This window comes from Pseudoalteromonas sp. TB25 (genome assembly GCF_000497995.1).
Taxonomy (GTDB): Bacteria; Pseudomonadota; Gammaproteobacteria; order Enterobacterales; family Alteromonadaceae; genus Pseudoalteromonas; species Pseudoalteromonas distincta.
Window position 1 is genome coordinate 1 of record NZ_AUTI01000426.1, and the last position, 14,790, is coordinate 14,790.

Here is a 14,790-nt window from a genome sequence, read left to right on the forward strand (position 1 = left end):
TGGCTCGCTCGAAAGTACTTGATAAGCCGATGCAACGTTTTCCTTGGTAACGCCTGGCTTAAGCTGTACATAAATAGTTTCTAAAATACCGCGCGGAAAATTACCTAAGTGCGGTGTAAACAACACTTTGTGGCCAAGGTGTTGTTCAATTTCAGGGCCGTGGCGATGGTTAAACAAACCATAAGGTGCAAGCGACACTTCACAAAAATGCGTTCCTACACTAGCTTTACGCCCGGCACCCGTAACGCCCGAAACCGCATTAATAATAATACTTTCGCTGCTCAATAAGCCTGCTTGCTTAAGCGGTTTTAGCGCATTAAGCGCTGCTGTTGGGTAACAGCCTGCAACAGCAATTAGCTTTGCATTAGCGATAGCATCATGGTTCCACTCAGCTAGACCGTAAGCCGCTTCATTTAAAAGCTCTGGATGTTGATGCTCAAAACCATAGTAAGTAACGTAGTCGTCATTGCTTGCTAAACGATAGCCACCAGATAAATCAAATACCTTTTTACCCATAGCTAAAAATTGCGGCGCTAAATCAACACTTACTTTGTGATCGGTACATAAGCATACGTAATCAGCATCACTTTGAATGTCATCAAAAGCTGATACGCTAAGAGGAAGTAAAGGGCAGTCTAGTAAGCCAAGGTGCTCTGGGTATAAATCACTTAGCAATTTATTTTTATCTAAGCTACCCTCAGATACATAACAGCCTGTTAAAGTTAAGTTTGGATGCTTAGCAACTAAACTTGCTAACTCTGCGCCGCTGTATCCGCTTGCGCCAATAATCACTACATTCATTTGTTACTCGTTATCTTAAAATTAATTACTACTTATCTATAATGTTCGCTTAAACTAGCTTAGACGCTAATTAAGTCTTTTTTATTAATGAATTTTGATTATCGTCGCATTATTTTCATGGCGTTACTTTTAATATATTTATGCTTAAAAAGTGAATTGATATTCATCATAAATACTTTTATATTGTTATGCAATTAAATTGAATAATAATTTTGGATTTTTTTATGCCTTTGCCTTCGTTTATTTCCATGTACCAACAATTGATTGCAGCCCCTTCTATTAGTGCTATTGAAGACAACCTGTGTATGAGCAATAAAAACGTAATTGAACTCCTAGCCAGTTGGTGCGAAACAATCGGTTTTACGTGTGAAATTATAGAATTAGAAGGAGGTAAAGGGCGCTATAATTTATTAGCAAAACGCGGAGAAGGTGATGGCGGATTAATGCTAGCTGGTCATACCGACACAGTGCCTTTTGATGACAGTCGTTGGAATCATAATCCATTTAAACTTACCGAACTCGATAACAAATTGTATGGGCTAGGAAGTATTGATATGAAAGGCTTTTTTGCTTTTGTATTACAAGCGATTAGTGAACTTGATGAAAAGCAGCAAACTCAGCCTATTTTAATCCTTGCCACCGCCGACGAAGAAACAACGATGGCTGGTGCACAACAAATATGTAAGCACCCGAATTTAAAACCTGCGCGTTGTATAATAGGCGAACCTACTGATATGACGCCAGTATTTATGCACAAAGGCCATATGAGTACAGCAATAAGAGTGGTTGGTCGCTCTGGGCATAGCTCCGATCCCGAACGTGGTCTTAACGCCATTGAAGTAATGCATAAAGTGATTACAAAATTGATGATCTTAAAAGAACAATTAAAGCATAAGTATTCAATATACCACTTCGAAATCCCTTATCCAACATTAAACTTAGGTAATATTCATGGCGGCGATAACGCGAATAGAATTTGTGGTTGCTGTGAAATGCATATAGATATGCGCCCATTACCAGGTTTAAGTGTACAAGAACTACAAGCATTCGTACTCGATGCAACGAAAGAGATAAATCAGCAATACCCAAATGCGGTGAGCGTTATTGATCTACATGAACCAATACCGGCATTTAGTGGGAGCACCGACAGTGCTTTAGTAAAAATGGCTGAAAAAATAGCGGGGCAAAAAGCGGTCGCAGTAAATTACTGCACTGAAGCGCCGTTTATCCAGCAACTCGGTTGTGAAACGATTGTAATGGGCCCAGGCTCAATTAACCAGGCACACCAGCCTGATGAATTTTTAGCGATGGAAAAAATAAAACCATCACAACAAATAATCACTGATCTTATAAAAGCAAATTGCTTTAGCTAATAAGATTACAATAAAGGCGCCAATTGGCGCCTTTATTAATACAGAACTAAGGCCTAATCACCTTTAACTTCTAAGTTAATAAACTTAACTAGCTCTTCAGGTTGCCCTACTAGCATCATAACTTGTTGGTTAATTTCCATCATAGTTTTACCTTCAGGTAGCTTTGCAGACACACTGAATGAATTTAAACCTTTCGCAAAGCTGGTTAAAGCCTCTGCAATATCTTCAGTTACAGGAGCTTGTTGTAACTGTTGCTCTAGCGTCATTTCCATTTGCTCAAGCGTCATACCTTGCTTTTCAAGCTCGCTTGAGAGTAAATCTTTTAATTTACCCTGGTTATTTAAGGCAAAGCTAACATTACGCGGCTCTAATTTACTCATTGCTTGCATAACAAGTGTTTGCTGCTGTAATTCTTGCTCATACGTCAGCGGTTGATCACCCGCTTCTTGCTGCGCCTTGCTAATAGCCAATGAAGCATCCATTAACGCTTTTGAATTAGCTAAACCCATATCCATATTAAAACTAACAATGTCTTTTGCATCAAGCTTAACTACTACATCACTATTGCCAGACTCTTCATCGTAATCAAGTGATGAATGTAAGTCGTAACTTGCCGACGCTAACATTTCGTTTGTATCAGCTGGTAATTTTGATACGAAGCTTTTATCAAACTGAAAGCTTTTTACATCAAATGATGTATGTGGTGATATTTTATCCGGCTCGTAACCAGTTATTTCAATGCTTTGAATATTAGCAACATTGTCACCTTCAGGGCTTATTACTTCCATGTTTGTTATTTCTACACTCTTTGAAATAACACTTGCCGATAAACCAGCGTATTTAAATGTAGCGCCAGTTTGCTCGCTTACTAAAGCAAGTTGCTTATCTACTTCTGCACGCACTTCTTGAGTTGCTACGTAGTTTGCGTAACTAACACCACCAACGCCTGCGGCCACAAGAGCTGCAACTATAACTAATTTTTTCATGTCATTTCCTTATTTAATTCTTTCTATAAAGTGTCTCAACTTAAGAGTAACACTGAAGAACATCACCGATAAGTGTTAATTAATCAAACTAAGTAACTCATGTACGGTTTTTACAGGGGTAATTTTAGCGCCTAGCCCTTCCATCGATTTATGGTAATTGCGAAATGGAATATATATTTCTGTAAAACCATGTTGTGCAGCCTCTTTAACACGCGGTACACCACTGTCTATTGGGCGTACATCGCCGTTTAAGCTAAGTTCTCCCATAATACACGTGGTACGAGGTACAACAAATTCGTTTAAACTGCTAAGTAACGCGGTTACTAATGCTAAATCGATGCAGGTTTCTGTCTCATCAATTCTTAAACCACCCACAATATTAAAAAACGTATCGTGAAATATTTTAGTTTTAGTATGCTTACGTAATATACCGGTCAGCATTTTTATACGATTCATATTTAAACCAACACAAACACGCTGCGGAAATTCAGCTTCTGTTTCGGTAGTTAAACATTGAATCTCAAGCAATAAATTACGATTCCCTTTACGAATACAGGTAATAGTAGAGCCAGGTGAGTCGGTGGTTGAACCCGATAAAAATATTTCACTTGGATTATCAACGCTTAACATCCCACGTTCACACATTTTAAAAATGCCAACAGTATCAATATCACCAAAGCGGTTTTTATTTGCCCTAAGGGTTCGTATTTGCCCATCGTTGGTATCTATGTGTAAAAGCGCATCAACAATATGTACAAGTGTTTGAGGGCCTGCTATTTCGTTATTTTTATTTACGTGAGCAATAATGAACATAGTTACATCATTTTGCTTACAGTACTGAGTTAATGCTTGGGCGGCGCTTTTTACTTGCGAAGGCGAGCCTGGGCTACCATTTGCCGTATCGGTTACAACAGCTTGAATAGAGTCAATAACAGCAAACTTAATTTTATTTTTCTCGAGCTCTTCGATGATGGTTTCAACGCTCGTTTCTGAAAGTAAATAAAGCTCTTCCGGGTTATAGTTTAACTTTAAACGATTTACCCTGTTTTTAAACTGCGATAAAGATTCTTCTGCCGTACAGTAAAGTGACGGCATCCGTTGTGACATTCTCGCCACTAAGTCAGATAGCAAAGTTGTCTTACCCGCCCCCGGATCGCCCGAAATTATATTAACAGAGCCAGTAGTCACCCCGCCGCTTAGTACGCGATCAAGCTCGCCGATTTCAGTTAGCTGCTTTTCAGCCTCTGATGTAGCAATATCATTGATTTTTTTAGAACCACCACCAACACCACCAGCATAACCACCAACGTTTGATCGTATTGATGCTTTTTTACTATGCCCTGCTGAAGGCTTAAATTCCGCTAATGTGTTCCACGCACCGCAGCGACATTGACCCTGCCAACGTTGATAGTTCATGCCACATTCGGTACAAACAAATTCTACTTTTGCCGCTTTAGCCATTGATAACTTTACCTACTATTCTTTAAATTAAAAAAATTCTTACTATTAGGCGCTTATTTTGCCATTTCAGGCATTTACTTAGCAACAAACTCTTGCCTGCTTAAAAATCTAGCGTCACAATCAATAAATACACATGGTGTTTCTTTTTAGCTATAATTTAGGGCATACTTTTTGCTTTGTAATAGTTTAAAGTAACTTGCCAATAAAATGGCAAATAACACATACATAACAAGAGCTAAACAGTAGTAACTCAAATAATTGTACCTATATTAATAACGTAGCGCGATTTAACGTTTATTGAACTTCTAATAAATGGACTTAACAGTATACCTACTTTTTCAATTAGACGGTGATGGTTTTATAAATGGCTGATGACATAATGCTCAAACACGAAGATCTCGTGAATGAGTTAAAAACATATTTAGGCAACGCTAAATTTGATCTAATTTTCAAATCAAAAACCGCAGGGTTAACTAAACCTGAGCAATTTTTAATGAAAATGGAAATGTCGCGTTTATCTCAGCCAGTGGCACGTTTTGTTGATCTTCGCGGATTAGTGACAGGCCAAGTAAAACCATATGAGCATAACGGCAAGCAACACTTTATGGATGACACAGCCATTGAAGTGTTTGAAAAAGCGCTTAAACAACATGGTGAATACACCTTAGCTGTTTACGAAGCCGTAATGAATACAGAAAATAACCACCGCGTATTACAAAAACAAGCAGCCGAAAAATCAGAGTTACAAGAGTTAGAAAATAACTTAAACACTGAAGTAATTAAGTTTGCCTCTTACGAGAGCCGCCGTGAAGAACGGATGAATTACTCAATAAAAGTAACGATTGATTACAAAGATAAAAAGAACATTGCTGCTAGCACCTCAGATATATCTTTAAGCGGTTGTAAAGTTAAGCTTGCAACGCGCTACTCTATAAAAAAAGGCGAACTCATCGCAATGCGCTTAGTAGGCCTTGAGCAAGACTTTGAACTTGGCCTAAAAAACGGTATTCAATACGAAGTTGTTGCAGTAGAAAATATCTCTCGTGAATTTAATCACATCCGCTTAAAGCGCACTTATATAGAAAACAACGATGCCTTTAATGACTTTTTAGAAAGTTTTATTCATGGTAATAAGCGTCGTTATAAAGTAAATCTAGATAATACGCTCGATGCTGTAGTATCAAAGGGGTATGAGCAGTACTACATTCCTCGCGTAACGTCTTTATATGTGTTTTTAAGTAAAAAAGATGAGCAATATTACCCAAGCCTTAGCCTTACCACTGAAAATAATATTTTTATTCAGCGCTACTTTACCGATGAAAGAAAAATACCGTGTTTGTACAATATACTTAATCATCAGCGTATTACACAATTACTAACTCAAATTACCGCAGTAAAAGAAGATTACCTCTATACATTTACACATATATCATCAGGTAAAATTTATTACTACTCAGCGACGCGTACAGAGTTAAATAACAACCCTAAATTACGTGATCTATTTTTAGGTTTTGGTAGCCAAAAAGAGAGCTGGCAGTGCTTTAAAATACAAGTAATGCCAAGTCATCCAGATGATTCTTTTATACCGCTTTCACTACCTAATAGTGCCGGTGAAAATATAGAAAAATTAAATAAGCCGCCTTCACCTCGTGTAAAAGGCCTTATAAAAGATGTTAAGTATATTGTTGTACTTACAAATATTGGCAATAAAGCTGAACAAGCAAATTATAAACAACTTACTTTTGATAAAGCATTAGTAAATCAGCTCAAGCACTTTGGCCACGCAAAACACAAAACACCACCCTACTTAGATATTGTGCCACTTGAATACGTAAATTTACGCTCGCATAAGCGCTACCTTTATAAAACACCAGTTAGTGTCACTATTAATGATGAGGTATTTAACGGCTATACACGTGACTTTTCGGTAATGGGTTTGCAGTTAGAGTGCGAACAACCTGCCACATTTAAAAAAGGCGATATAGTACTTTTAGCATTCCCTGAACTTCAAAAAATAACTAAAAAGCATAAGCTTAGTGAACTAAAGTACGAAGTAATGGCCATCAGTAAGTCATTTACTACTATTAACCTAAAAGCAAATCGTATTGCTGATTTACCCCATGCTGGCGTGACCTTTTTCACTCAGCTAATAGAAGGTAATAAAGACAAACTTAAAGTATCTGAAGAAGCACCTAAAGTAGAAGGCTTATCTACCGCACTTAGAAATATGGTTACAAAAAGCGTTTGCCAATTTCCGCTATATTTACACAAAGAAGCTGCACACTTTAAAACCGGCGCAATTGGATATGGGTTATACGCCAGCCCTATGCACGTGATTTTGCAAAACTTTGGTTTATTAAGTAACAAAACTGACTTTTCGAGCATTCTGACCGAAGAGCAAATTATTAATGTAATAACACCAAATATTAAAGATCGCAGCCGCCAAGATGCACCGCTTGCTTTTACACTTGCTATTAACTTCGATCCTCGAAAAGGCAGTATTGAAGAGGCTATTGTTAGCCAATGCGCTTTAGGTGAAGACTACTCAAGCTTTTATAAACAAATTAGTAAAGGTATTACATCGCAACTTATATTCGTAATGCGTTTGTATATATCGCGCACAGGTCGCCCCGATACTGATTATCTTTCTAATGAGCTAAAATACGTAAGTCAGTACGCAATGCACAAAGCTAAAGATTTAGAAGAAGCCTTATGGGCCGTAGCTGGTGTGGGTGATGTAGTAGATATAACTGAAGAAGCGCTAAGCCATTTAGAACTAAAAAAAGAGCAAGTAGCACAAATGAGCCGCCGTAAGCTTATTTGGTTAAACCGCTTACGTTAAGCGGTTTAACTTAATTTATTTTAAAGTGTTGGTTGTTTTTCTAACGGAATAGCCAACATATACAACAATTGCAATAATGACCCTTCACAAATAGCCGCTTGTGCTTGCTCAACCACTTTAGGCTTACCATGTACGGCCACACCTAGGCCAGCTTTTGCCATCATCACTAAATCATTTGCGCCATCCCCAATAGCTACAGTTTGTGCTTTTTTAAGCCCTAGCTTTTGCTGAAGCACCTCTAATACGACCGCTTTTTGCTGCGCATCGACAATCGTGCCCAGTACTTTACCTGTTAGCTTGTCGTCTTTAAATTCGAGCACATTAGCGTGCACTTCATCTAAATTAATCAGCTCTTGTACACGCTCTGCAAAAGGCACAAAACCACCTGAGGCAATCGCCAAATACCAGTTATGTTGCTTTAAAATTTGGCACAGTATTTTAATACCAGGCATCAATGGTAATGAACTTTTCAGTTCTTCAATTAAGCTTTTTTCAATACCTTCAAGCTTAGCTACACGCTGATATAAACTCTCACTAAAATCAAGTTTACCCGCCATTGCAAGTGCAGTTACAGAAGCAACTTCATCGTATACGTTCGCAAGGCGTGCTATTTCGTCTATGCACTCAATAGTTATTGCAGTTGAATCCATATCCATAACCAATAAACCAGGCTCATATAAATTAGGCGGCGTAGCAACTTGCACTAATTGACAATCAAGCGTGTATGAAAATTCTTGTAGTACTAACGGGTTTATAGTTTTATCTGCATTTTGCGCGTAAAAACACAGTGCTGGTGCAAGCCCTAAATCAGGTTGGTATTGGCATATAGCGGTGACTTTTTGGTTATGTGTCGCTAAAAAGTCAACAATACTGGCAATGTGTTTTTCTGCAAAATCACCTGTAAATGCGATGCTAAATAACCCTAATGCTTTGTTTGGAATATAATCGAGAGGTGTAGATACACCACCACTATAGCTAAACCATTTATTTAGAGTTAAGTGTTGTAATGGTTGCTCAGCAGCTTGCTGTGCCATGTTGATTTGCGACATGGGATCTCCGTGTTTATTTTTATTTTCCTGATAGTTGGCATCTCAAAACTGCTATTCTCAACACTAAATTCGCCATCAGGTGGGGTTTAAGGTTATAGTTAGTGTAGTTGTAACATCAAATCAAAATGCTGTCAGTAGCATAAACGGTGACTATGAAAAATAACCATATTAAAAACCCTATAAGCGTATCCCAAAGAAAGCGGCTCGTTCGCTTAATTCTTGCGGCTGGCTGTTTTGTATTACTAAGCTGGGTGGGTGTTAATAGTAGTTTTCAGAGTCACCAGTTACTTTACGATAGCGCCGACAGCACCGCCAAAAGCCTCACTCAGTTTATGGCTTTAAATGTTAAAACACCTTTAATCGAAAAAAACAAACCCCAGCTCAATGCAATTTGTAACGATATAAGTAAAGATGAGTTCGTGCTTTCGGCCACTATTTACGATCAACAGGGTATTTTATTAGCCAGTAGCGACAATTGGCAGTCGCACCATGTTTATGGTCAACTTTCTGATTCTACCCCCGGAATAAGTAAGTTAAAAACACCTTTTATGGAACCTGTTATAAGCGATGATGACCGCCCTATAGGTTTTGTATCTATTACTTATTTAACTCGCGCTGCAATATCCGACAGCCATAATCATTTTCATGACTTAGGCAGGCAGGTTTTATTAATGCTAGTGATTGCTTGTATATTTACGTGGCAGTTAGGCCGCGGATTAAAGCGCTGGCAGGTAAATCGTTATATGCAAAAAACATCTGAACAAGAATCATAAAGTTGCTTTGCAAGCGTCTCTTTTTCGCTGTGTGGCTTTAAATCACATAGTGCGTCAAACACATCAGGTATATGCAATGGCGTGTTAACCTCCCCTTGGTAGCCACTTAACGGCATTGAAGGTGAATCTGTTTCAAGCACTAAGTGCTCGGGCTCAATAGCGGTAATAACAGCACGGGTTTTAGCTGCACGTTCATAGGTAATAACACCGCCTACGCCAAGCTTAAAGCCCTGTTTGATATAGTACTTCGCTTGTTGGATTGAACCTGAAAATGCATGAATCACTCCCCCATTTTTTGGCTTACAACGTTTAAACGCTTGCGCAATTAAATCATGGCTTTGCCTGTGATGTACAATGAGCGGTAAGCTTAGCTCATTAGAAAGCCCTATTTGCTGTTCAAATAAATAAGTTTGTTTAGAGAGGTTTTCAATGCTTCTATCAAGCCCACACTCACCAATGGCCACCAGCTGATGCTTATTTGTAGTTGCAAAGTCAAATAACGCTTCTATATGCAATTCTCTATGTTGATCTAAGAAGTAAGGATGTAGCCCTGCCGCTATTTTTATACTTGGATAGGTTGCTTTGAGCTCTATAAGAGTATGCGATTGAGCAAGCGTAATACCCGGTACAACAAACTGATTAACTCCCTTTGCGACACACTCGGTTATGAGCGATTCACGACTTGAATCAAACTCACTAAAATCGAGGTGGCAATGAGAGTCAATAAATTGCACGGTTACTTACTCATCTATTTATTAAGGATTTAAGCGTGTAATTTGCCAGCTATTATCTGCTTGGCGCTGATACATAAAACGATCATGTAAACGATGCGCCCCACCTTGCCAAAACTCAATTTTAGTGGGCACTACACAATAACCGCCCCAAAAATCAGGTAATGGAATTGCACCTTTAGCAAACTTATTTTTCATATTAGCAAAGGTTTCCATTAGTACTTTACGTGATGACACCGGACGGCTTTGCGCTGATGCCCACGCTGCTAATTGGCTTTCTTTAGGACGAGATAAAAAGTACTTTGCCACAGCAGAGGTAGGTAATGGTTTAGCCTCACCGTATACAATAACTTGGCGTTCCATGTGGTGCCACGGAAAGTGCAAGGAAATTTTGTTATTGCCTTTAAGCTCCTGCGCTTTACGCGAACCTGTATTGGTAAAAAATACAAAGCCGTTATCATCCAGGTGCTTTAAAAGCACAATACGCTGTGAAGGCTGACCGGTTTCATCAACAGTTGCTACAACCATCGCTGTTGGATCGGGTAATTGGCTTGCTACAGCATGCTCAAGCCATGTTTCAAACTGCTTGAATGGGTCATCTTGCAAGTTATCTTCGCTTAACGCGTCTTGCAGGTATTCACGGCGGATATCTTCGAGTTTCATAACAAATCCTTTAAATAAAGACTTAGAAAAGAGCTTAGAGTAGCGAGCTTAAAACAATAGATATTGAGTAATAAAAAATATTAAGATTCAGGTATATGCGATAGCAATAACACCGAGTCTCGGGTGTATTCCATAGCAGTAAACATAGAGTCTCAGGTGTATCGTTGGGTTTCGTTTCACTCAACCCAACCTACAACGCAAACTACACAGCTCAGATATCTGCAAGTGTAGAAGTGCTGACAAGGCGGAGTGCTTTTTATGCCAAGGAGCATACATTTAGTATGTGACTTAGGCTAAAAAAGCACGACAACGCAGTCAAAGCGAACTACACGCAGCAGACGGTTCACCTAAGTAGTTTAGCCTAAGACAAGGCATTCAACCCGACTTATCCCTATGGACATACGGTTTGTATGTGATTAGGGTAAGTCGGATTGGATAACGCAGTATTAGGTTAAAATACGACGGTGATTACATTTGCTCCATAACTTCAATGCCTAGCAAATCCAATCCCGTTTCAAGAGTTTTAGAAACCAAATTACACAACACTAAACGGCTATCGCGCACGCTTGGCTCTACGCCTTCTTTAAGTACTGGGCAGGCTTCGTAAAATGTCATGTATAAGCTTGCAAGCTCGTATAAGTAACCACATAGTACGTGCGGTGTTGCTTCGCTGATCATTAAATCAAGTACTTCTTCGAGCTGTAGTAGCTTAAGTGCAAGTGCTTTTTCTTGAGGCTCGACAATTGCAACGTCTGAATTTAATGTAGCAGCATCAACGCCTGATTTGCGGAAAATACTGCGTACGCGTGTATAAGCATATTGTAAGTAAGGAGCAGTTGCGCCTTCAAAACTTAGCATGCTGTCCCAGTTAAAAATGTAATCACTGGTACGGTGCTTAGAAAGGTCGGCGTATTTAACTGCACCAATACCTACTTTACGGGCAATTTCGCTGCGATCGCTATCACTTAAATCAGACTCACGTTCAGCTAATTTTGCTGCTGCGCGGTTAATTGATTCTTCTAATAAATCAGCAAGTTTTACTGTGCCGCCAGTACGTGTTTTAAATGGTTTATTATCGGCGCCCATCATGGTGCCAAACGGGCAAAACTCGTAACTTGTTTCGTCTCTTAATAAACCAGCTTTACGCGCTGTTAGCTCTACTTGGTTAAAGTGTAGATTTTGACGTGCATCTACAAAAATTAAGATGCGATCAGCACCTAATTTATTTGAACGGTAGTCACATGCCGCTAAGTCTGTTGTTGCATATAAAAAACCACCGCCAGATTTTTGTACGATAAACGCTGATGGCTCGCCATCTTTATTAGCTAGCTCATCTAAAAACACCACTTGCGCGCCTTGCGACTCTACGGCAATGTTTTTATCTTTAAGTAGGCTAATAATATCGTTAAGCTCTGCGTTGTATGCGCTTTCAGCCATAATATCGGCTTGGGTAAGCGTTACATTTAAACGCTTGTATACTTCTTCAGAGTGTTTAACTGAGGTGGCTATAAATAGTTTCCAAAGTTTTTCACAATGCGCATCGCCGCCTTGTAATTTAACAACGTAGTCACGTGCTTTATCTGCAAAGCCTTCCTCGTCGTCAAAGCGTTTTTTAGCATCGCGGTAAAAAGTTTCTAAATCAGCAAGCGCAACAGTATCTAAGTCAACGCCTTGACTAATTTGATCTTCTAAATGCGCGATTAACATACCAAATTGCGTCCCCCAATCACCCATGTGATTTTGACGCACAACCGTATCGCCTCTAAATTCAAGCGCACGTACAATTGAGTCACCAATAATAGTTGAACGTAAATGACCTACGTGCATTTCTTTAGCTAGGTTTGGTGATGAATAATCAACAACTACTTTTTGTGGCTTAGCATGTTCGTTTACAGCTAGTTTTGCATCATTGTTAGCCGCTTTCACGCTTTGCGCTAAAAACTCAGGCTTTAAATGAATATTAATAAAACCTGGACCCGCAATTTCAGTCTTTTGTGCAATATCGCTTACATCAAGGTTATCAATAATTTTTTGTGCAAGCTCACGCGGGTTGCTTTTCATTTTTTTAGCTGCGCCCATGGCTGCATTAATTTGGTAATCACCAAATTGTGGACGCGTGCTTTGCGTTACTGCCGGGTTTGTGTCTTCAGGTAAGCCTGCACCGACCATAGCTGCAATGGCTTTTTCAATTAAAATAGTACGAATATTCATATTTTTTTACCTTTATAAACCCGCCAAAGCAGGTTTTCTTTTAATTCTTGTAAATGAGCTCTAGTTTTCGCGTGTATGGCTAAACGTTACTTCTGGGTAACGCTCTACCGATAAGTTAAGGTTTACACGGCTCGGTGCAATGTAAGTTAAGTTATCACCGCCATCGAGAGCTAAATTGCTTTCGCATTTACGTTTAAATTCTTCAAACTTTTTAACGTCATCACTGCTTACCCAGCGTGCCGTATTCACGTTTACGCCTTCATAAATAGCATCAACGTTATATTCTGCTTTTAAACGCGCTACAACCACATCAAACTGAAGTACGCCTACCGCGCCTACTATTAAGTCGTTATTAATAAGTGGTCTAAATACCTGTACAGCCCCTTCTTCAGAAAGCTGTACTAAACCTTTTAGCAATTGCTTTTGCTTAAGCGGATCGCGAAGGCGAATACGACGAAATAGTTCAGGGGCGAAGTTAGGAATACCACTAAATTTAAGTTTTTCGCCTTGCGTGAACGTATCACCAATTTGAATTGTACCGTGGTTATGCAAGCCAATAATGTCGCCAGCGAAAGCATCTGCGGCACGTTCACGATCGCCCGCCATAAAGGTTACCGCATCAGAAATGCTCACTTGCTTGCCAATTCGCACGTGATTCATTTTCATGCCTTGGCTGTACTTACCCGATACAATACGCATAAATGCAATACGGTCACGGTGTTTAGGGTCCATGTTGGCCTGAATTTTAAATACAAACCCGGTAAAGTTTTCTTCAGTTGCAACAATTAGTCTGTCTTCGGTTTCACGTGGTAATGGCGTTGGCGCCCACTTAGTTAAACCATCTAACACGTGATCAACACCAAAGTTACCAAGTGCGGTACCGTAATAAACTGGCGAAAGCTCACCGGCTAAAAACAGATCTAAATCAAATTCGTTTGATGCACCAATAACAAGCTCAAGCTCATCACGTAACTGCGCAGCTAAGTCTTCACCAATGGCTATATCTAACTCTGGATTATCAAGGCCTTTAATTGTGCGAACATCTTGAATTTTATGACCTTGGCCCGTTTTATATAAAACAGCTTCATCATTATGAATGTGATAAACACCTTTGAACTCTTTACCACAACCAATTGGCCAAGTAATGGGTGCACAGGCAATATTTAGCTCTGTTTCAACTTCGTCCAGCACTTCCATTGGGTCACGAATATCACGGTCACATTTGTTCATAAATGTAACAATAGGTGTGGTACGCAGGCGTGTAACTTCCATTAGCTTACGGGTACGGTCTTCTACACCTTTAGCCGCATCAATAACCATTAAGCACGAATCTACTGCTGTTAATGTACGGTACGTATCTTCAGAGAAATCTTCGTGTCCTGGCGTATCAAGTAAATTAACAAGTGCGTCGTTATATGGAAATTGCATTACAGACGTAGTAACTGATATACCACGCTCTTTTTCCATTTCCATCCAGTCAGATTTAGCATGCTGGTTAGAGCCGCGACCTTTTACAGTACCAGCTCTTTGAATAGCTTGTCCGAATAACAATACTTTTTCGGTAATCGTTGTTTTACCAGCATCCGGGTGAGAGATGATAGCAAAGGTCCTTCGCTTGCTGATTTCATTGATAATAGTCTGGTCTGCCATTGATAAATTCTTTTAGTTTATATGCGGGGTTGAATGCATTTTAATAAGCGTCTGCGAGTAAACCCGTTATGTTGATCGTAATTAACTACTATTCTCGCTGATTTTCACGTTGCAAACAGCTGATAATAAAGCGTCAATAGTTGATTTTTTAATAATGGCAATTGTAACAGGAGTCGGTATAAAAGTGTGCTATCTACTTAAAAATATCTTAGCTTTAAAATAAATGTGTACAGCAAGCGATATTTAAACG

At 39.3% G+C, this 14,790-nt stretch carries 11 protein-coding genes; 3 read left to right on the forward strand and 8 right to left on the reverse strand.

Annotated elements, in window-relative coordinates:
* Positions 1 to 801 (reverse strand): N-acetyl-gamma-glutamyl-phosphate reductase (argC, locus tag L652_RS0120530; protein WP_024603622.1); only part of this gene is annotated, 801 nt, incomplete at its 3' end.
* 224 nt (positions 802 to 1,025) lie between these two features.
* On the opposite strand from argC, the gene argE reads away from it, so the two are divergent.
* On the forward strand, positions 1,026 to 2,174 hold the full coding sequence (gene argE, locus L652_RS0120535) for an acetylornithine deacetylase (RefSeq protein WP_024596073.1): 1,149 nt from the start codon (positions 1,026 to 1,028) through the stop codon (positions 2,172 to 2,174).
* A 53-nt stretch (positions 2,175 to 2,227) separates the two neighbouring features.
* Here the strand turns inward: argE and L652_RS0120540 are convergent, their stop codons facing one another.
* Positions 2,228 to 3,160: a hypothetical protein gene (locus tag L652_RS0120540; RefSeq protein ID WP_002958768.1), complete on the reverse strand. Its 933-nt coding sequence runs from the start codon at positions 3,158 to 3,160 to the stop codon at positions 2,228 to 2,230.
* Between the two features lie 75 nt (positions 3,161 to 3,235).
* A complete protein-coding gene (gene radA / locus L652_RS0120545; protein WP_024596074.1) occupies positions 3,236 to 4,621 on the reverse strand; it encodes a DNA repair protein RadA in 1,386 nt (461 codons plus the stop codon).
* Positions 4,622 to 4,985: 364 nt separating this feature from the next.
* Here radA and L652_RS0120550 point away from each other — a divergent pair, with 364 nt between their 5' ends.
* Complete coding sequence (locus L652_RS0120550) at positions 4,986 to 7,463, forward strand: PilZ domain-containing protein (RefSeq protein ID WP_024596075.1); 2,478 nt, start codon at positions 4,986 to 4,988, stop codon at positions 7,461 to 7,463.
* A 20-nt stretch (positions 7,464 to 7,483) separates the two neighbouring features.
* Here the strand turns inward: L652_RS0120550 and serB are convergent, their stop codons facing one another.
* Positions 7,484 to 8,512 (reverse strand): phosphoserine phosphatase SerB, encoded by a 1,029-nt coding sequence (gene serB, locus L652_RS0120555; protein ID WP_024596076.1) that lies wholly within the window; start codon positions 8,510 to 8,512, stop codon positions 7,484 to 7,486.
* 152 nt (positions 8,513 to 8,664) lie between these two features.
* Between serB and L652_RS0120560 the strand changes: the two genes are divergently transcribed.
* Entirely contained in the window at positions 8,665 to 9,285 is a 621-nt protein-coding gene (locus tag L652_RS0120560) for an AhpA/YtjB family protein (RefSeq protein WP_024596077.1), read from the forward strand.
* Here the strand turns inward: L652_RS0120560 and L652_RS0120565 are convergent.
* From L652_RS0120565 to prfC, 4 genes are all read right to left on the reverse strand, one after another.
* On the reverse strand, positions 9,252 to 10,019 hold the full coding sequence (locus tag L652_RS0120565) for a TatD family hydrolase (protein WP_024596078.1): 768 nt from the start codon (positions 10,017 to 10,019) through the stop codon (positions 9,252 to 9,254). The genes L652_RS0120560 and L652_RS0120565 overlap by 34 nt on opposite strands.
* 21 nt (positions 10,020 to 10,040) lie before the next feature.
* Positions 10,041 to 10,679, reverse strand: a complete 639-nt coding sequence (pdxH, locus tag L652_RS0120570) for a pyridoxamine 5'-phosphate oxidase (RefSeq protein ID WP_024596079.1) — start codon at positions 10,677 to 10,679, stop codon at positions 10,041 to 10,043.
* 468 nt (positions 10,680 to 11,147) lie between these two features.
* Entirely contained in the window at positions 11,148 to 12,890 is a 1,743-nt protein-coding gene (gene argS, locus L652_RS0120575) for an arginine--tRNA ligase (protein WP_024596080.1), read from the reverse strand.
* 60 nt (positions 12,891 to 12,950) lie between these two features.
* Complete coding sequence (gene prfC, locus L652_RS0120580) at positions 12,951 to 14,540, reverse strand: peptide chain release factor 3 (RefSeq protein ID WP_002958776.1); 1,590 nt, start codon at positions 14,538 to 14,540, stop codon at positions 12,951 to 12,953.
* Positions 14,541 to 14,790: the final 250 nt, after the last annotated feature.